At 56.5% G+C, this 19,741-nt stretch carries 17 protein-coding genes; 13 read left to right on the forward strand and 4 right to left on the reverse strand.

The window, feature by feature from the left end:
* Positions 1-14 precede the first annotated feature (14 nt).
* Positions 15-419 (forward strand): DUF2147 domain-containing protein, encoded by a 405-nt coding sequence (locus AC2FLG_RS08885; RefSeq protein ID WP_496705887.1) that lies wholly within the window; start codon positions 15-17, stop codon positions 417-419.
* Between the two features lie 32 nt (positions 420-451).
* On the opposite strand, the gene AC2FLG_RS08890 is transcribed toward AC2FLG_RS08885, so the two are convergent.
* Both AC2FLG_RS08890 and AC2FLG_RS08895 read right to left on the reverse strand, forming a co-directional pair.
* Positions 452-4,231: an efflux RND transporter permease subunit gene (locus AC2FLG_RS08890; RefSeq protein WP_496705888.1), complete on the reverse strand. Its 3,780-nt coding sequence runs from the start codon at positions 4,229-4,231 to the stop codon at positions 452-454.
* Positions 4,228-5,460: an efflux RND transporter periplasmic adaptor subunit gene (locus AC2FLG_RS08895; protein WP_496700555.1), complete on the reverse strand. Its 1,233-nt coding sequence runs from the start codon at positions 5,458-5,460 to the stop codon at positions 4,228-4,230. The genes AC2FLG_RS08890 and AC2FLG_RS08895 overlap by 4 nt, the downstream gene beginning before the upstream one ends.
* Positions 5,461-5,685: 225 nt before the next feature.
* Between AC2FLG_RS08895 and AC2FLG_RS08900 the strand changes: the two genes are divergently transcribed.
* The 5 genes from AC2FLG_RS08900 to AC2FLG_RS08920 all read left to right on the forward strand — a co-directional run bounded on the left by AC2FLG_RS08900 (position 5,686) and on the right by AC2FLG_RS08920 (position 10,961).
* Complete coding sequence (locus AC2FLG_RS08900) at positions 5,686-6,357, forward strand: hypothetical protein (RefSeq protein WP_142633066.1); 672 nt, start codon at positions 5,686-5,688, stop codon at positions 6,355-6,357.
* A 38-nt stretch (positions 6,358-6,395) separates the two neighbouring features.
* On the forward strand, positions 6,396-7,718 hold the full coding sequence (locus AC2FLG_RS08905) for a PQQ-like beta-propeller repeat protein (protein ID WP_142633068.1): 1,323 nt from the start codon (positions 6,396-6,398) through the stop codon (positions 7,716-7,718).
* Positions 7,719-7,766: 48 nt separating this feature from the next.
* Complete coding sequence (gene der, locus AC2FLG_RS08910) at positions 7,767-9,230, forward strand: ribosome biogenesis GTPase Der (RefSeq protein WP_142633070.1); 1,464 nt, start codon at positions 7,767-7,769, stop codon at positions 9,228-9,230.
* Between the two features lie 165 nt (positions 9,231-9,395).
* Positions 9,396-10,382 carry a fatty acid desaturase gene (locus AC2FLG_RS08915; protein ID WP_496700554.1) on the forward strand — a complete coding sequence of 329 codons (987 nt, stop codon included), beginning with the start codon at positions 9,396-9,398 and terminating at the stop codon, positions 10,380-10,382.
* A gap of 39 nt (positions 10,383-10,421) precedes the next feature.
* Positions 10,422-10,961: a helix-hairpin-helix domain-containing protein gene (locus tag AC2FLG_RS08920; protein WP_496705890.1), complete on the forward strand. Its 540-nt coding sequence runs from the start codon at positions 10,422-10,424 to the stop codon at positions 10,959-10,961.
* 57 nt (positions 10,962-11,018) lie between these two features.
* Here AC2FLG_RS08920 and serS read toward each other — a convergent pair whose 3' ends face one another.
* Complete coding sequence (gene serS, locus AC2FLG_RS08925; RefSeq protein WP_281971895.1) at positions 11,019-12,311, reverse strand: serine--tRNA ligase; 1,293 nt, start codon at positions 12,309-12,311, stop codon at positions 11,019-11,021.
* A gap of 72 nt (positions 12,312-12,383) precedes the next feature.
* A complete protein-coding gene (locus AC2FLG_RS08930) occupies positions 12,384-14,045 on the reverse strand; it encodes a mechanosensitive ion channel family protein (protein WP_496695870.1) in 1,662 nt (553 codons plus the stop codon).
* Positions 14,046-14,247: 202 nt separating this feature from the next.
* Between AC2FLG_RS08930 and yajC the strand changes: the two genes are divergently transcribed.
* The 7 genes from yajC (at position 14,248) to ccmB (ending at position 19,689) form a co-directional block, all read left to right on the forward strand.
* A complete protein-coding gene (yajC, locus tag AC2FLG_RS08935) occupies positions 14,248-14,535 on the forward strand; it encodes a preprotein translocase subunit YajC (RefSeq protein ID WP_142633080.1) in 288 nt (95 codons plus the stop codon).
* 33 nt (positions 14,536-14,568) lie between these two features.
* Positions 14,569-16,230, forward strand: coding sequence for a protein translocase subunit SecD (gene secD / locus AC2FLG_RS08940; RefSeq protein ID WP_496676197.1), 1,662 nt, complete (start codon positions 14,569-14,571; stop codon positions 16,228-16,230).
* Position 16,231: 1 nt separating this feature from the next.
* On the forward strand, positions 16,232-17,206 hold the full coding sequence (gene secF / locus AC2FLG_RS08945) for a protein translocase subunit SecF (protein ID WP_282021836.1): 975 nt from the start codon (positions 16,232-16,234) through the stop codon (positions 17,204-17,206).
* On the forward strand, positions 17,199-17,945 hold the full coding sequence (locus AC2FLG_RS08950) for a sulfite exporter TauE/SafE family protein (RefSeq protein ID WP_496676192.1): 747 nt from the start codon (positions 17,199-17,201) through the stop codon (positions 17,943-17,945). Before secF ends, AC2FLG_RS08950 begins: the two co-directional genes overlap by 8 nt.
* Before the next feature lie 9 nt (positions 17,946-17,954).
* Positions 17,955-18,308: an Mth938-like domain-containing protein gene (locus tag AC2FLG_RS08955; protein WP_496705891.1), complete on the forward strand. Its 354-nt coding sequence runs from the start codon at positions 17,955-17,957 to the stop codon at positions 18,306-18,308.
* Between the two features lie 113 nt (positions 18,309-18,421).
* On the forward strand, positions 18,422-19,036 hold the full coding sequence (gene ccmA, locus AC2FLG_RS08960) for a heme ABC exporter ATP-binding protein CcmA (protein WP_496705893.1): 615 nt from the start codon (positions 18,422-18,424) through the stop codon (positions 19,034-19,036).
* Positions 19,033-19,689, forward strand: coding sequence for a heme exporter protein CcmB (gene ccmB / locus AC2FLG_RS08965; protein ID WP_496705895.1), 657 nt, complete (start codon positions 19,033-19,035; stop codon positions 19,687-19,689). Before ccmA ends, ccmB begins: the two co-directional genes overlap by 4 nt.
* The last annotated feature ends 52 nt before the right edge of the window (positions 19,690-19,741 follow it).

The raw sequence follows: 19,741 nt of genomic DNA on the forward strand, positions 1-19,741 counted from the left end.
TCTGAGGTTTTGTTATGCATAAATATTTCCGCAAGTTCATTGTGTCAGCCATAGCGGCAGTTGCCACACTTACACCGGTCTATGCGCTTGGAGACCCCATCATTGGAATTTGGAAGACCGAGCCGGACCGGAAGAACCTCGTCTCTGACATCAAAATTACAGCCTGCGGTGACAAGTTCTGTGGTCAGATTTTATCTGCATATGACGCCAGCGGAAAAGCAGTACAGACGCCGAATATCGGAAAGAAACTGTTCTGGGATGTCGGCAGCCAAGGCGGTGGTAAATATGGCGGGGGTGAATTCTGGGTGCCGTTAGTGGATGTTGATGCAGTTCCGCAAATGACGCTGAAGGGTGACACTCTGATGGTCAAAGGGTGTGAACACCACATTTGTGCGCATCAAACCTGGACGCGCGAGTAAAACAGGGCTGGATTGCCCAGCCCTGTTGCTTTTTATTCGGCTGCTTTCAGCGGTGAACCGGTCGGTTCTTTCCCGGAACTGTCAGCGCTCGGATCGTCGGTACGCAGCTCATCATCCCAGACCATTTCGGTTGCCTGAGCATTCATCGCGGCTTTACCGATGGCCATATCCAGCGCCACCTGGCTGGATTTTCCTGCTGTAGCGCGGGCCAAAATCTTACCCAACCAGATGGCATAGGTTGTCACCCAGACCCGCATAGCCAAAAGCGAAGGCGTCACGATCAGCGTCAGTACCGTCGCGATACCAAGGCCAAAGACAACTGCGGTTGCCAGCTGTTTCCACCACAGCGCTGTGGGGCTGTTGATCGAATACCCGCCGTTGATAAAGTCCAGCGACAGCCCGAACATCATCGGGGTAAGGCCAGCCATCGTGGTGAGTGTGGTCAACAGAACCGGACGAATGCGTGCCTCGGCGGTGCGTATGATCGCCTCGATCCTTGGCATGTACTGGCTATATTCCTGATAGGTGTCGATCAGAACAATGTTGTTGTTCACCACGATCCCCGCCAGAGCCACAATACCCGTCCCTGTCATGATGATCGAGAAGGGCTGTTGCATCACCATCATACCGATCAGAACACCTGTTGTGGACAGTACCACGGCCAGCAGAACCAGGATCGAATTGTAGAACGAGTTGAACTGCGCGAGCAGAATAACGAACATCAGCCCCAACGCGCCCATAAAGGCATTCACAAGAAACGCCCCGGATTCGGCCTGATCCTCCTGATCACCTGTCCATGTCCAGCTGACGGAACTGCCAAAAGGATCGGTTTCCAGCCATTCAGTCAACACAACAATCCGTTCGTTCGGGTTAATCAGACTGGTGCGCGCGTCACCGGAATCGATCAGCGTGCGCAAATCATCGGTGCTTTCTGCCTCGGTCAGCATTATCAGTTCGAACTGAGTCCCATCGGGAAATGCCAATGCGCTAGCTGTGGGGCTTTCACCCTCTGCGAGTTCACGCACCACTGCCAATCTTTGATCGGCCCCATCCGGTCCTGTGACCACAACATTGCTCAGGCCGGGCTCAACATCCGCCTTCACGTCAAAATAACGTTCCTGATCGACACGGTTGATTTCGGCCAGTTTGGCGACTGGTTTGCGCGAGACAAAGTTGGACAGTGGCACCAAACCATCGACCGTGCGGACCTTGAGCGTGTCAAGCGTTGACAAGACACGATCCTGATCAGGCAGGCGAACACGGATTTCGATTTCATCATCCACGTTGTCCGGGCGCATTTCGCCCAGCAAAAGGCCACGCGTAACAAGCTGTACCATCGCACCGACGGTGGCTACGTCTGCGCCAAACCGGCCTGCTTTGGCGACTTCAACGTCAATCTGCCAATCGATACCGGGCAGGGGCAGCGTATCCTCGATCTTAATAAGGCCCGGGGTGGCGTCGAATGCCTCACGTGCGGCCAAAGTGGCTGATGTCAGCTCTTGCCAGCCATCGGCCTTGATCCGCAGATGGACAGGTTTGGAAGAGCCTGGCCCTTGCTCAAGCGGCAAGGTCTCAACGATGATCCCCGGTAGCTGCGCAAGCTCCCTGTTCAACTCTTCCAGAACATAGTCGCCGTCATAGTCTGGCGCCACTGTGTGCCGGTCCAACAATCCTCCGAAAATCGGTTCCGAGACGTTCGGTCTGTCTTCCCAAGGGATGATTTCGAACTGAACCTGACCAACTGTATCCGCCGGGGATTGGCCACCGGGTCCACCGGTGTCCAAACCACCTTCACCAGCGAATGCAAAGACGTTGATAACAGCCGGGTGCGCACTGATAATCTCTTCTGCGGCGAGTACCATCTGGTCCTTTTCGGCCAAAGAGATATTGCCGCGTGCACGGACATAGGCCGTGGCCTGCTCTGGTTCGCTTTCAACGAAGAATTCAACTCCGCGGTTGTTTTCCCCGAATGCCGTCATGACCAGATACACGGCGAAGCCAATCACAAGGATTGACACAAGCGGCATGACCGGGTTGCCCACAAGGAACTTTACCACATGCCCAAAGCGTGTGTGTTCGCGGCTGGTCTGCACATGCTCAACCGGGGCGCGTTCGATTTTTGCCGCGCTCAGGGTGACCGACCCGGCAAACGCACCTAGCATGAACAGGATCATTCCAAGAACCGAACTACCTGAATCGACCAGGTAGTCCGGGTTCAGTGTCTGCATCGCCCCCAGGAAGATCAGGTATAACGACGGGGGAACCATCGCTGCCCGAATCCACCAGGCTGTTCGCGCCCTCAGCCAGTTCGACGACCGGTCAAACACGCGGCTCAGGCGGCCGGAAACGCCGCCCATCACGGGCAGGTAGATCAGTGCAACGATCAACGACGCCGACAAAACGAATATCAGCGTAACTGGCAGCATCCCCATGAATTCGCCCGGAACGCCCGGCCAAAAGAGCATAGGCAAGAAGGCGCATAATGTCGTAGCTGTCGAGGATACGATCGGCCAGAACATCCGTTGTGCGGCTTCGACATAGGCGTGCATGGGACCCACGCCCTCGTTGATCCGCTTGTCGGCATATTCAACCACCACGATGGCGCCGTCGACCAGCATTCCGACCGCAAGAATCAAACCGAACATGACGATGTTCGAAATGCTGACCCCCATCACCGCAAGGAATGCAAAGCACAGCAGGAATGAGGTTGGAATCGCAAAACCCACCAGCAGGGCGGCACGGGTCCCAAGCGAGGCCAGAATGACAATCATAACCAGCGCAATAGCGGTCAGAACCGAACCCTCAAGCTGGCTGACCATCGACCCTACGATCCGGCTCTGGTCGTTCGAGGTGCCCAGTTTGATCGCCGCCTGCATCTCGGCTGGCCATTTGGATTGGGCCGCTGCGATAGAGGCTTTGACCTCGTCGACCGTGTCGATCAGGTTATAGCCTTTGCGTTTGACGACCTGCAGTGCCACGGTGGCCTCGCCGTTGAAGCGGGCGGTGCCTTCGCGATCTTCGAAAGTATAGTTGATTTGCGCCAGCTCGCCCATGGTCACGACGCGGTCGCCATTGACCTTGACGGGTAGGTCATACACGTCCTGGGCGGTCTTGAAAGACGAAGGGATCTTGACCGAGAAGGTGCCTTGATCGGTTTCCACCTCACCAGCGGCGATCAGCTGGTTGTTGTTCTGAACAACATTGATCAGCTCGGCGGCGGTAACGTTATACGCTTCCAGCCGCAGCGGGTCGATGATCACTTCTAGCAATTCGTCTCGATTGCCGGCTATCCCAGCCTCAAGCACGGAATCCAATGCTTCCAGATCATCCTGCAAATCTTTGGCGACACGGGCCATTGTTCTTTCAGGAACAGCTCCGGTCAGATTGACAATCACAATCGGGAATTCAGAAAAGTTGATCTCGGTCAGGGTATATTGCTCAGCCCCTTCAGGAAAATCGGCCTGGGCGCTGTTCATGGCGTCGCGGACATCGGCCATGATCGCCGTCTTGTCCCATCCAAAATCGAATTCCAGCGCGACACCGGCATAGCCTTCGGCAGCCGTCGACGTCATTTCTTTGAGACCGTCCAGATCAGCCAGCTCGGTTTCCATCGGCTTGACCAGCAGGTTTTCCGAGTCTTCAGCGGAAATGCCGGGGAACTGAACCGAGACGAAAAGCGCAGGGATTTCGATATCCGGCTCACCTTCTTTCGGCAGGCCAACATAGGCGTATCCACCTACGATCAAGGAAATCGCGATAAATGCCAGAACCATTCGGGCTCGGCCAGCGGCCCAGCTTACTATTCCGGTCATTGCGCTGCATCCCGATAAGTTGGCTCAACCATCACGCCGCGAGTCACGAATTCTTGCCCGACGATGATGATGTCCGCCGTTTCCGGCAACCCGTCGACCCAGACACCTTCGGAAGTGTCGCGCAACAAAGTGACCGGCAGGAAATCCACAATGTTCCCATTTCCAACGGTCCGTACACCAACTTTGCCATCGTTATTCAGCGTCAGTGCGGACTGAGGCAACAGATGTGCCTTGGTCCCTTCAGCCGAGATTCGGATGTCCGCAGTCTGACCGTCCCGAATTGTCAGGTCGGGGTTAGGAACGGTAATCTCGACCTCAAAGGTCCGGGTGGTCTCATCGGCCGACCGGCTAAGGAAGGTGACCCGCCCAGAGACCTGAAGCCCCGAGATCAGCTGGGCCGAAGCCTCGGACCCTACGATGATCCGGTTCACATCTGCCTCGGGAACAAACCCGACCAACTTGATTGGGTCCAACTGGATCACAGTCGCACACAGCGACCCTGGTTGCATAAGGCTTCCAAGCTCAGCTGTGTCACTTTCTAACAGACCCTTGAATGGAGCTTCGATCGTCTGGCGTTCGATTTCACGTTCGGCGGCCTCGACTTCGGCTGATGCCGCTTCGATACCGGCGCGTGTTGCTTCCAGCCCGGCTTCGGCGCTTTTGATACCAGCCTGGGCTGTACTCATTTCTGCCTCGCTGGAAATCCTGCGGGTTTCCGACCCAAAACCGGTCTCTGATAGCTTTCGTGCGGCTTTCAAGTTGATTTCGGCTTCGGCTACGCGTGCATGTGCCTCCAGCAGACGCGCTTCGGCTTCGGGCACCCGGCTTTTGGCTTCAAGCTTGGCGGCTGCTGCTTCGGCCAGGCTTGCCGGACGGGTGCCTGGATCCAGCTCACATAACAAATCACCGGCTTCGACAAAACTGCCCTTGCGCTTGGGTTCTGATACGACAGTTGACGTCGTTTCGGCCAGAACTTCGACCTCGCGGTTTGCTCTGGTTTGTCCACGCAGAGTCACTGCGCTGTCTACTTCGCGGGCGACAGAGCGCTGTGCAACTACACGGATTACGTGCCGATCCTCTGCGGGAATTTCAGAAGATTCTGCCTCGGACGTAGTGCCCGGGTTTGAATCATCGCGGCCGGCGAATGCTAATAATGCATCCCTTTCGAATACCAAATAGAATAAGGCAACAATCACCAAAAAGGCGTTTACGAATGAAATCAAACGCATACAGGGTCTCTCCCAGAATTCTTTGCCGACTGTCCCTCGGCGCGCATGCTTAGAAATGGGGGCGGGGCCTCATCTTTTCCACACTAAACTGAATAGTTCGGTTCACTTTTTTCTGCAAGGGTATCCGCAGGTGGGGGAATTGTATGAAATCGGACCCTTGGCTTGGCAATGGCAGCGGGGTATGACATTGCCCAATATCACAGAACACAAGCCCGGGGAGCAGGGATGAGCGACGTCGACAGTTTCATTGATGAGGTGACCGAAGAGGTGCGCCGCGACCGTCTGTTCTTGCTTTTGCGCCGTTGGGGTTGGGTTGGCGTAGTGGCGGTTGTTCTGATCGTTGGTGGTGCCGCGTTCAACGAACTGCGCAAGGCGCGCGCAACCAGTCAGGCACAGGATCTGGGAGATGCGATTCTGGCCGCTATGGCACAGAATGAGTCCGCCGATCGTGCCGATGATCTTGCCTTGGTACCTGCACCAACACCCGGTGGAGATGCGATTGTAAAGATGCTGCTTTCTGCCTCGCAGACCGAAATCGAGTCCGGGCAGGGCGCTGTTGAGAGTCTGAACGCCATTGCGGTTCAGGGTGATCTGCCTGAAATTTACCGGGCCATCGCGACCTTCAAGGCATTGCTGCTGCAAAGCGAGACAATGCCGGTAGCAGACCGGCGTCAGCAATTCGAAGCGCTGGCCGTGCCGGGAGCCCCATTGCGGTTGCTGGCAGAGGAGCAACTGGCACTGATCGAAGTGTCCGAAGGTCAAGTCGATGCCGCCATTTCCCGTTTGCAGGCAATGCGGCAGGACGCTGAAATCGGCGTAGATCTGCAGCAACGCGCAACACAGTTGATTGTTGCGCTGGGTGGTGAACCGGAACCGCTGGTCGCACGGCAAAGCTGAACCGGTAGAAAATAAATGACAGGCAAGTTCGGAGTATCATGGTGATTAGTCTCTTCCCCCGTATTGGGTTGCCGGTCGCGGTTGTTTCCCTGACATTGCTGGCGGCTTGTCAGGAGCCCGAGGTCATCCTGCCCGGAGCTCGTGAGGACATCCGACCCACATCCGACAATGAAACGGTTGAGACCCAGGGGGCCAAGCCGATCAGCCTTCCTGCCCAGACGGCCAATGCCAACTGGTCACAAAGCCCGGGAACCGCGGCGTATCGGACGACAAATGCCTCTTTGCGTAATACTCCACAGAAACTGTGGTCAACGTCGATCGGTGATGGAGATTCGCGCAAGCAGCGCATCACGGCCGAGCCGGTCGTTGCAGGTGGTTTGGTCTACACGCTGGATTCCGGAGCGACCGTTTCAGCGGTCTCACCGCAGGGGCAGGTTGCCTGGAGTACAGATCTAATCCCTGGCACCGACGGGGATTCAGATGCAACCGGCGGTGGATTGGCCTATGCCAATGGCGTTCTTTATGTGTCTTCTGGTTTTGGTCGCCTGACCGCTCTGGATGGCAAAACCGGTGCCATTCGTTGGCAAAAGCGCCTGAATGCTACGGGCAGCGGCTCACCTCTGATCAATGATGGCCTGCTGTATCTTGTCGCCGGAGATGAAATCGGATGGACGATTGATACAAAAGATGGGCGCATCCTCTGGCAGGTTCAGGGCACCCCAAGCGTTGGCAATGTGTTGGGCGCGCCTGCGCCGGTGATTGCCTCGGATTTCTCGGTGTTTGCATTTGGCTCGGGCGATATAGCTGCAACGTTCCGCAGAGGTGGTATTCGCCGCTGGAACGCGTCGGTTGCTGGTGGGCGTCGCGGGCGCGCCGCAGCGCAGATCGTTGACGTAACAGGCGGCCCGATGGTGGTCGGCGATACCATCTATATCGGCAACCATTCGGGCCGCACCGTGGCATTCGATTCCACTTCGGGTGAGCGGAGATGGACCGCGGATGAAGGTGCCGTTGATACGGTTTGGCCGGCTGGAAACAGCATCTTCCTGATTAGTGATCGCAGTCAGTTGGTGCGTTTGGATGCCTCGGATGGCTCGATTGTGTGGGCGCAGGACTTGCCTGGATTCGTCAAGGACAAGCCTGGTCGGCGTGGCGCAATCTATGCGCATTACGGGCCGATCATGGCCGGTGGGCGTATCGTTGTTGCATCGAACGATGGTTATCTAAGGTTCTATAACCCGCTCGACGGCACGCTGGTTCACCGCGTCGAGGTTCCCGGCGGTGCCACTACGGCGCCAGTTGTTGCCGGGCAAACCTTGTACGTCGTTTCGACCAAAGGTGAACTGCACGCTTTCCGTTGACGACAAGATGCGCTAAAGGGCGCGTCTGAGTCTTGAAAGTTGAGTAACATGTCCCTGACCCTCGCTATCGTGGGGCGCCCCAATGTGGGCAAATCCACTTTGTTCAACCGCCTCGTCGGCAAACGACTGGCATTGGTCGACGACCAGCCAGGTGTTACGCGCGATTTGCGCGAAGGCGAAGCGCGTCTGGGCGATCTGCGCTTTACCGTTATTGATACGGCGGGTCTTGAGGATGCGACAGACGACAGCCTTGAAGGCCGGATGCGACGCCTGACCGAGCGCGCCGTGGACATGGCTGATGTGTGCCTGTTCATGATCGACGCGCGTGTGGGGTTGACGCCCACAGATGAGATGTTTGCCGAGATTCTGCGCAAACGATCGAAACACGTGATCCTTGCGGCCAACAAAGCCGAAGGTTCGGCGGCTGATGCCGGTGTGCTCGAAGCTTATAATCTGGGTCTGGGCGAGCCGGTCCGCCTGTCGGGTGAACATGGCGAGGGGATGACCGATCTTTACGCACATCTGATGCCTCTGGCGGATGCTGCTGCGGAAAAAGCGATCGAAGAAGCGCCCGTAACTGATATCGAGCTTGATGAAGACGGCGAAGCCGTAACCCCGTTGATCACCGACGCCAAGCCGTTGCAAGTTGCCGTTGTTGGTCGCCCGAATGCCGGAAAATCCACCCTGATCAACAAGATCGTTGGCGAAGATCGCTTGTTGACCGGACCCGAGGCCGGGATCACACGCGATGCAATCAGCCTGCGGATCGACTGGGCCGACCCCGAGGGTGAAAGCACGCCGATGCGGATCTTCGATACGGCGGGGATGCGCAAAAAAGCCAAGGTACAGGAAAAACTTGAGAAGCTTTCTGTATCGGATGGTTTGCGTGCAGTAAAATTTGCCGAGGTTGTGGTGGTGTTGCTGGATGCGGCGATTCCGTTTGAACAGCAGGATCTGCGCATCGCGGATCTGGCCGAACGCGAGGGCCGAGCCGTAGTTGTCGCCATTAACAAATGGGATATCGAAGAGGATAAGCAGGAAAAACTGCGCGATCTGAAAGAATCGTTCGAACGTCTTCTGCCGCAGTTGCGCGGCGCGCCACTGGTCACGGTTTCCGCCAAAACAGGGCGGGGGCTTGAGCGCCTGCGTGCTGCTATCCTACGCGCCCATGATATCTGGAACCGCCGTGTGCCGACTGCTGCTTTGAACCGTTGGTTGATCGCAATGCTGGAACAGCACCCGCCGCCAGCGCCGCAGGGTCGCCGGATCAAGCTGCGGTATATGACACAGGCCAAAACCCGCCCCCCTGGATTTGTGGTTATGTGTTCGCACCCCGACAAGATGCCTGAAAGCTATAACCGTTATCTGGTCAACGGCCTGCGTGAGAGTTTCGATATGCCCGGGACCCCCATCCGGCTGACATTGCGCGGACAGGGAGACAAGAACCCTTATAAGGGACGGCGTAAGAAAAACGCAGGTGCCTTGGCCAAACATTTGAAGGGACGCGCGTAACTGCGCCAATCTGTTGCATTTTTCATCTCGGGGCGTGACAGCCCTTTGATGGCGCGCTAGCATTCGCTGGCGCGCTTTTGTTTCCAAGCGTGTTGCTTGTTTGCGGGAAGACCGCACCCATTTTTAGAATCACATTGCAACGGGCCATTGTGGGGAGCCGACGGAATGGATTTGAGAGAATACACACGTCAATACGCGGTTCAGGACAATGGATTGGCCGCGATCAGCTACTTTGGGACTTTCGCGGTCTATTTCTCATCGTTGGCATTAGCCATCATCTATGTGGACCGCTGGTACGTCATGATGCCTGCCGGGGTGGTTTTCGCGTTTTCCGCTGTTCGCCTTTACGTGCTGCAGCACGATTGTGGGCATCATTCGCTATTTGAAACGCGTGCACAGAATGAATGGGCAGGGCATGGGCTTTCCCCGTTCACTTTCGCTCCATTCGAAGTGATGAAGCAAAACCACAACCTGCATCACTCCGGCATCGGCAATCTGGAACATCGTGAGACCGGCGAAATTCATACCATGACCGTGAGGGAATGGAATGCGGCGAACTGGTGGTCGCGGCTGTATTATCGCCTATACCGCAACCCGTTTGTGCTGGTACCGGTCGGAGCACTGTTTACTTATTTCATTCGCTACCGCTGGCCCAAGAATACGGTGCGGTTCGGCGTCAAAGGCGTGCTGCTGCACAACCTGTCGATCCTGATTTTCCTGGGCCTGCTGTATCTGATCGCCGGTGCGACCGGTATATTGGTTTGGGTGGCCTTTTCCTTCCTTGGCGGGATGCTGGGAGTTTTCTTAGTCTATCTTCAGCATAATTTCGAAGACACATACTGGGACCGTCGCCCAGATCTGGATCCGAAGTTGGCCGCGCTGCAGGGGTCGTCGGCGCTGGATTTCGGCTGGTGGTTTGATAATGCGGTGGCCTGCATCACATTGCACGATATACACCACTTCAACGCGCGCATCCCCTCTTACCGGCTGCGGGAATGCCACTATAACCTGCCGTCCGAGTATACGCCGCGCCGGATCAAATTCCCCGAGGCGGTAGCGGCTTTGAATCTGAAACTTTGGGATGAGGACACCAAACGGCTTGTGCCTTTCCCTCCTAAGGATCAATCCCGGGGGCTGGCCCATAGCAGCTAGCCGGTATTCCGGCCCGATGTGAGAAGGAAAGGAACTCTGATGACCGCAGTGACCGATGTTAAGGGTGTAGGCGAGGCGCTTGGGCAAGCGTTGATTGCCAATGGCTTCAAGACCGCAGAAGACCTTGCGAGCGCGAAACCCGCAGAGCTCGTCAAAGTTCCCCGCATTGGTGTGGCACGGGCACCGGTTCTTATAGCGGCGGCGAAAGCAGCTGTTTCAGCCAAAACCACGACTGCGCGCGCGGCAACCAAGCGCCCAGCTGCTCGGAAGGGCGTTACTGCCGCCGCCCGGAAGCGGGCTGAGGAAACCGCCCAGAAGGCTGCTGAAGAGAAAGCCGCTGCTGAAGCCAAAGCGCGAAAAAAGGCCAAGGCAAAAGCCAAGGCTGAGAAAGCTGCCAAAAAGCTTCTGGAAATGGAGGCCGCATTCTCAAAGGCAAAGGACAAGGTGAAAGCCAAAGCCAAAAAGGATAAAAAGTCCAAAAAGGACGACAAGAAAAAAGATCAAAAGAAACAGGACGCCAAAGAGAAAGTCGGCAAGAAGAAGAGTAAGAAAAAAGATAAGAAAAAGGCGAAGAAGTAGACCTCCTCCGCCTTTTGATTTTCTCAGGACCGGCGCAGTTGGTTAGCGCCGGTTTTCTTATGCCAGCGTGCCGTCCCGCTGCAAGGTCAGTTTACCGCCAAGATAGGGGGCCAGAACCTTGGGCAAGGTCACAGTACCATCGGCGTTCTGACCATTTTCCAGCACGGCGATCAAGCAACGACCGACAGCCAGGCCGGAGCCGTTCAGTGTATGGACGTATTCCGGTTTGCCACCCGCTTCGGGGCGGAACCGCGCGTTCATGCGGCGGGCCTGAAAATCACCACAAGTCGAGACCGAGCTGATCTCGCGATAGGTATCCTGTCCGGGCAACCATGCCTCGATGTCATAGGTACGGCGCGCGCCAAAGCCCATGTCGCCCGTACACAGGATCACGGTGCGATAGGGGATGCCCAGTTTTTCCAGAATACCTTCGGCGCAGCGTAACATGCGCTTTTGTTCCTTATCCGATTTATCCGGATGGGTGATTGAGACCATCTCGACCTTTTCGAACTGGTGCTGTCGCAGCATCCCACGGGTGTCTCTGCCAGCGCTGCCAGCCTCGGACCGGAAGCACAGGGAGTGCGCGGTATAGCGGCGAGGCAGATAGCTTTCGTCGATCAGCGTTTCATTGACGATATTGGTCAGCGACACTTCGGAGGTCGGGATCAGCCACCAGCCTTCACGGGTCTGATAGCTGTCCTCGCCAAACTTCGGCAGTTGCCCGGTGCCCTGCATCATTTCGGACAGAACCAGAACCGGGCCGTTGACCTCGGTTAGTTCGTTTTCGTTGATATGTGTGTCCAGCATGAACTGCGCCAATGCGCGGTGAATGCGGGCTACGCCACCGGACAGCAGCACAAAACGCGAGCCGGACAGTTTCGCGGCGGTCTCAAAATCCATACCGGTCTGGACGGCTTCGATCTCAAAATGCTCTTTGGGCGCAAAATCCAGTGTGGGCGGAGTGCCCCAGCGGTTGACTTCGACATTGTCGTTTTCATCCACGCCTTCGGGCACATCTTCGGCGGGCAGGTTGGCGATGCGGATCAGTTGATCGGTCAGAAGGGCGTCCAGATCCTTGGCCTCGGTCTGCATCTGGGCGATCTCGGCCTTTTTCTCGGCGACCAGCGCGCGCAGGCGCTCGAACTCGACCTCATCGCCACGACCCTTGGCCGCACCAACCTCTTTGGACGCCTTGTTTTGCTCCGCCTGAGCGGTTTCTGCGGCCAATATCTTGGCGCGGCGGCTTTCGTCCAGGCGCAACAGGTCCGACGACACCGGCGCGTCCCCACGGCGCGCAAGGGCGGCGTCGAAGGCGGCTGGGTTTTCGCGTATGGCGCGGATGTCGTGCATGGTTCAGGTCCTTAAATGCGTGAATCACTGCAGCCGCTTATGCACCATCTGAAAGGCGGGGTGTAGCACCGGTTACGACTTATCCGTTCCCTCGTGTGCTTCATGTGCCAGATGGCCATCCCAGCCTTCAGTGGGGATTTTCGGCTCGGGTGGATCGGCGATGTAAGACGGGGTCATAATCTGCACATTGTTCTCATTGAACACAGCCACAATATTGCGATGCAGGTCTGACCGAATTTTCGGGATGATGCTGCCCCGCGTAGTATAGCCGTTGATCTGATAATTGATCGCATAGTCGGCCAGAGCGGTCCACAAAACGAATGGTTCTGGCTTTGCCTTGATTGCCTTTGTTCGGCGCGCGGCTTCGATCAGCATCGCTTCGACCTTCTCCGTAGGCTCCTCATAGCCGATACCAACAGTCGTATGCAGCAACAGCCCGCTACCATCTGTTTTCTTTGAAAAATTGATCACATCCGAATTCATCAACTGCGCATTTGGGATCGAGATCAACTCGTTCTTGATCGACTTCAGGTGGGTCTCCATCAGCTTGATCCGTACAACGTCGCCGATGTGGTCGCCGATCTGGATGCGATCGCCGATCGAGGTTGAGCGGCGGTAGATCACAAACAGCCCAGCCAGCATGTTGGAGACCACCGAATTCGCGCCAAGCGATAGCATCGCACCCACCAGAATAGTCAGCCCCTGAAACGCTGCGGAATCCGAGCCTGGGATATAGGGTACTGCAAACACCAATGCGATCAGGATGACCAAAACTCGGGCAATGTTGAAGGTCGGGTTTACCCAATGGCTTTCAAAATCGCCCAGTTCGAATGTGCCGGCCTCGACCGCGTCAAAGAACACGCGCATCCCTTTGATGATATACATCGCCAACCAGGCGATCAGCGCCAGCATGATAAGGTTGGGGATATAGCTGACCACTCCTTTGAAGATCAGCAGAACCGGTTCGGTCAGATAGGTCAGCAACAGCTGAGCGAAATACCGGGTTTCGGCAAAGGAAAGCAGAACAAAAGACAGGTAGTAGTAAAAGCCCAGAAAGAAGACGACCAGCAATATGAAGTTCAGACCGTAACTGACGAGGGCTGCAATGGCTTCGGCTTGAACGCTTTTGGCTGTTGCCGTTTCCACGTCCTTCAGATGGCGCGATACGAATTTCAGCGTACGCCGTCTGATGCGCCGGTGCAGCCACAGAATAAAGGCGATGAATACGGCAAACCCCAGCGTCCAGCCCAAAGCCTCAAGCGCGCCGGATACACGCGCCTGTTCGGTTCGGTTTGCGCGGTAAGCGACAATCGCATCATGGATGGCCGAGCCATGGAGATAGGTGATGACGTCCAGCTCCATCTGGTCCATTTCGGCATCGGCGACGGTGACCGTCGATACCGGCACGCCATCAACCAGAATACGCGTGCCCAGTTCCGTATCCTCATAAGTGACAGTAACTTCGGGATTTTCCGAGGACAGGGCCACTTGGATAATGTTGTTCTGAACGGTCTCGGCCCGTTCGGGCGCGGGCAGGGCGCTGGATCCGCGCAGGAAAAACAGGCTTTCGCCGTCGATGATGACCGGCGCTTTGAAATTCTCTGATTGTTCAGAGGTTTCAGGCGTTTCGATTGGCGCATCCTGTGCTAGCGCCATCGCTGTGCTGAACATAATCCAGACAAGCGTGAACCAGATGCGCGAAAGCGTGCCAAGCGTTTGGATTAATTGAATCATCGGTCCTCCTGCCGGCCAACTATATCCCAGCCGAGCCCGGATCAAAGGACCGATCTGCGACCCCGGTGTATTTCTTTGATCATTATGAGACAATCATTGTAAAAACCTGTGCTGCCATTCCTTGCAAACAGGTGGTTCAGAGAATAGGTTCTCGCAAAATTTGCGGAGCATTTTCGCAGTACCAAACCAAAAGGAATATCCCATGGAAGGTGGCGCAATCGCCCAGTTTCTCCCGCTGATCCTGATTTTTGCGATCATGTATTTCCTGCTGATCCGTCCACAGCAGAAGAAAATGAAGGAACATCAAGCCATGGTCGAGGCCGTGCGCCGGGGCGATCAGGTCGTTACCCAGGGTGGGCTGATTGGTAAAGTGGCCAAGGTCAAAGAAGGCGACAACGAGATCGAAGTCGAAATCGCCGAGGGAGTCAAAGTCCGCGTGGTTAAATCGACCATTTCGCAGGTTCTGAACAAGACTGAGCCGGCGAAGTAACTTCGCGATATAATCCCTTGAAAAGGCAGGGTAATGCTGCAAATTGATACCTGGAAGCGGGTTCTGATCTGGCTGGTCTGCGTGACTGGCTTGCTGATGGCCCTGCCGAATGCGTTTTATACGCGCGTTGAACAATCCAATGACGCCAAGGCGGCGATTGAGCTTGGCGTCGACACTCCTGAAATGCAGGCCGAGGCGGCGCAATGGCCGAACTGGCTGCCGTCTTCGCTGGTCAATCTAGGGCTGGATCTGCGTGGAGGCGCGCATCTTTTGGCCGAAGTTCGGGTGGGTGACGTCTACGAATCCCGCATGGATGCGATGTGGCCGGAAATCCGGGATGCGCTGCGGGATGAACGTGCCACTGTGGGCACCATCCGTCGCCAGGACTCGGCGCCTGATGAGATTCGCCTTCGCATCAGTCAGCCCGAGGGCATGTCCCGCGCGCTGGAGGTTGTCCGCGGTCTGGCCCGTCAGGTGCAGACCCTCAGCGGTGTAGGGGCCACGGATATCGAGGCTCGCGCCGAAGGTGATACGATCATTGTACAACTTTCTGAGGCCGAGAAGCTGGCGTCAGACGACCGCACCGTGCGTCAATCGCTGGAAATCATTCGCCGTCGGATTGACGAGGTGGGCACCCGCGAGCCGACCATCCAAAGGCAAGGCACCGACCGTATCCTGATCCAGGTGCCAGGTATCGGCAGCGCAGGAGAGTTGAAAGAGATCATCGGCACGACCGCGCAACTGACCTTTAACCCCGTTGTTGGGCGCGGAACCGACCCCGATGCGATAGCGGGCGTTGGCGAAGAGGTGGTGCCGTCGATTGACGAAAATGGCGTCTATTACACGTTGGATGCCGCGCCTGTTGTAACGGGCGAGGAACTGGTCGATGCGCAGCCCGCGTTTGACCAGAATGGCCGCCCGGCGGTGAGTTTCCGCTTTAACACCTCTGGCGCGCGCAAATTTGGTGATTACACGCTGGAAAACATCGGGGCACCCTTTGCCATTGTTCTGGATGACGAAGTGATCTCAGCCCCGGTGATCCAAAGTCATATCCCCGGCGGGTCTGGTATCATCACCGGTAATTTCACCGTTGAGGAAAGTACAAATCTGGCTGTCCTGTTGCGCGCAGGGGCACTGCCCGCCGGGCTGGAGTTTCTGGAAGAAAGAACCATCGGCCCCGAGCTGGGCCAGGACAGTATCGACGCGGGTAAGGTGGCAACCGTCGTGGCCTTTGTCGCGGTGCTGACATTCATGGCGCTCAGCTATGGCCTGTTTGGTATCTTCGCCAATATTGCGCTGATCATCAACGTTGGCCTGTTGTTCGGTCTGCTTTCCCTGATTGGGGCGACGTTGACCCTGCCTGGGATCGCGGGGATCGTTCTGACGGTAGGGATGGCGGTGGATGCCAACGTACTGATCTTCGAGCGTATCCGAGAGGAACTGAAATCTGCCAAAGGTCCTGCCCGCGCGATTGAGCTGGGTTATGAAAAAGCGCTGTCGGCCATTCTGGACGCCAACGTGACCACCTTCATTACCGCTGTAATCCTGTTTGCCATGGGCAGCGGGCCAGTGCGCGGGTTCGCAATCACTTTGGGTCTGGGTATTCTGACCTCGGTCTTCACCGCGATCTTCGTGACGCGCCTGATGATCGTGATTTGGTTCGAACGCCGCCGTCCGAAAACGATCGAGGTTTGACATGAGACTGAAACTCGTACCCCAGAATACCTCGTTCGATTTCTTCAGTCGCTGGAAGATCTGGCTGGGTATCTCTGCCTTGATGATGATTGTCGCGTTTACGTCTTTCATGCTGCAGGGCCTGAATTTCGGCATTGATTTCCGTGGAGGGACCACCATTCGGACCCAAAGCGCGCAGGAAATCGATGTCGGCACATATCGTGACGCTATTGCGCCGCTTGGACTTGGCGACGTGACGATCACCGAGATTTTCGATCCGAGCTTCGGGCCAGATCAACATGTCGCGATGATCCGCATTCAGGCGCAGGATGATGCTGAGGCTGTCAATGCGGCCACGATTGAACAAATTGGCGAAGCTCTTGCCGCAGCGGACCCCGGGTTGAAACTGCCCTTCGAAAGCGTCGAATCTGTAGGACCCAAAGTCTCGGGAGAGCTTATCCAGACCGCCGTAATCGCGGTGGTGCTCGCCATTGGGGCGGTGCTTGTCTACATCTGGCTGCGGTTTGAATGGCAGTTTGCGCTGGGGGCTGTCGCTGCGCTGGTGCATGACGTCATCCTGACTATCGGCATCTTTTCCGAACTGCAGATCCGCTTTGATCTGGCGATCATCGCTGCGCTGCTGACCATCGTGGGCTATTCGTTGAATGATACGGTGGTCGTGTTCGACCGGGTGCGCGAGAACTTGCGGAAATACAAGAAAAAGGACCTAAAGGAGGTTCTGAACCTTTCGATCAACGAAACGCTCAGCCGGACAGTCATGACCTCTGTCACCACCTTGCTGGCGTTGATTTCGCTCTATGTTCTGGGTGGGGATGTGATCCGCGGGTTTGTCTTTGCTATGATTTGGGGTGTGATCGTAGGTACCTATTCGTCCGTCTTTGTGGCCTCAACCATCCTGTTGTGGCTGGGCGTCAAGCGCGACTGGTCCAAGCCATCAAACACTTCTGGCAACCAGTTTGCCAACATCGATGCCTGAGTATTTTGGCCAGTCCCCCACAGGGCTGGCCATCATAGTTTTTGCTGCTTTTCTTGGCGGTGTAGTGCGCGGCTTTTCCGGATTTGGGACCGCCCTGATTTTCCTGCCAATCGCAACCCCATTCCTTGATCCTTTCAAGGCGCTGACGTGCCTGACAATCATGGATATTCTGGGCCCGCTGCCCAACCTTCGCCGGGCCTGGCGCGAGGTCGACAGGGGTGATCTGGTCCGTCTGGTGGGAGGGTGCGCACTCGCTCTGCCATTGGGGCTGTGGTTGCTGACCACGGTCGATCCACATGTATTTCGCTATACCGTTAGCCTGTTGGCGTTTCTTATGCTGGCTATTCTGGTGTTCGGTCTGCGCTATCACGGTCATGTCAGTCGAAAAATGGTTTTGGGAATAGGAGGCGCTGGTGGGTTTTTGGGCGGTGTCGCGGGCCTGCCGGGACCGGCCGTTATCTTGTTCTATATGTCTCGACCTCTGCCCGTGGCCGTGATCCGTGCGACGATTCTGTTATACCTTTTCGCCTTTGATTTTCTTCTGCTCGGGTACCTGACTGGCATGGACCGTATCACGTTGCCTGCTGTTATATTGGGTCTGGCTCTGGCAGTCCCCAATCTGGCTGGTAATTGGCTGGGTGGTTGGATGTTCCGGCCCGAGCGGGAAAAGCTGTATCGTGCCGCTGCGTATCTGGCGATAGCGCTTGCAGCCTTGTCGGGCCTACCGCTTTGGGGCTAGATGCCTCCTATGCGTATGAATGAAATCTCTTATGACAATGCGGCCCCTGTTGACGGATATGGTCCTGGGTTTTTCCGCATCGGTGGTCAGGTCTATGACGGGCCGGTGCTGACCGGCCCTGCAGGATCAGCGAAATGGGGCGGGTACGACGACAGGGATGGTCTGTTGAAATTGGCGGGTCAGGTCGATGTGCTGTTTATCGGAACCGGCGCTGAGCTGGCCCATATTCCTTCTGATCTGCGCACCGCCTTGGAAGATTCGGGGATCGCGGTTGAGATCATGAACTCTCCGTCCGCGTGCCGCACATACAATATCCTGTTATCCGAAGGGCGCCGCATTGCGCTGGCGCTGCTACCGGTCTGATCGGATTCTTTTCCTCTGGCCTTACGCTTAGATGCCACCCAAATACGTTGCTGTCGGTATGCTGCGGCAAATCCCGCCTTTTGCCTCTGACGGCAATAGGATAAGCGGGATTCATGACATTGACCGTGACCGACCTGTCGATCGCCCGAGGGGGCGTTCCTGTGCTGGAAAATCTCAGCTTTTCGCTGGAGCCCGAAAAGGCGCTTATCCTGCGCGGGCCGAACGGGATCGGTAAAACAACGCTGCTGCGAACGCTGGCGGGCCTGCAGCCTCCGCTTGAGGGGCAGATCGACGGGGCTGAGGACCGGATCGCCTATGCCTCACATTCCGACGGACTCAAGCCGACTCTGACCGTGGTGGAAAACCTGTCGTTCTGGGCGCAGGTCTTCGGCAGTCACAGCATTCAACCGGCCCTGGACGCGTTTGCTTTGACTGAGCTGTCGGATCGCCATGCAGGCAATCTGTCGGCAGGCCAGAAACGTCGATTGGGGTTGGCGCGGATGTTGGTCACCGAACGACCGATCTGGATGTTGGATGAACCCACTGTGTCGCTGGATAAGAATGCAGTGCAGATGTTTGCTGACGCGGTGCGCGCGCATCTGGGGCAGGGTGGGTCTGCCCTGATTGCCACCCATATCGACCTTGGTCTGGACGGAGAGGTCCTGGATGTGGGGCCCTACAAGGCTAAACCGAAACCTGTCGATGATCTCGACGGAGGTTTCCTGTGATCGCCCTGCTTTTACGTGATTTGAGACTGGCCTTCCGTGCGGGCGGAGGGTTTGGCCTTGGCCTGGCGTTTTTTCTTATCGTCACCGTGCTGGTGCCTTTTTCAGTTGGCCCGCAATCCGCGTTGTTGTCCACGATTGCACCTGGCGTGCTATGGCTGGGGGCACTTTTGGCCTGCCTTCTGTCACTTGACCGGCTGCTTGCGCTGGATTGGGAGGACGGCTCGCTCGACCTATTGGCGACGGCGCCCCTGCCGTTAGAAGCGGTCGTAACGATCAAGTCTTTGGCGCATTGGCTGACTACGGGCTTGCCACTGGTTCTGGCCGCGCCCTTCCTGGGCGTTCTGCTTAATCTGCCTTTGCCCGGCTTTTTCTGGCTTGTCGCCTCACTTTTGATTGGCACGCCCGCGATGAGCGTCATCGGAACCTTTGGCGCCGCTCTTACGGTCGGCTTGAAACGCGGCGGATTGCTGCTGTCGCTTCTTGTGCTGCCTCTTTATGTACCGACATTGATCTTCGGGGCCGAGGTCGCGCGCCGCGGCGCAACCGGAATGGAAACGCAGACACCCTTGTTGATGCTGGCTGGGATCACTGCGGCGACGATTGCCCTGTTACCTTTTGCCAGCGCCGCCGTGTTGCGCATTAACCTACGGTGACACAGTGTAACTTTGACGGATGTCAATTGAGAATGAACCCGACTCGGACTAG

Source organism: Ruegeria sp. CDSA193 (assembly GCF_059611885.1).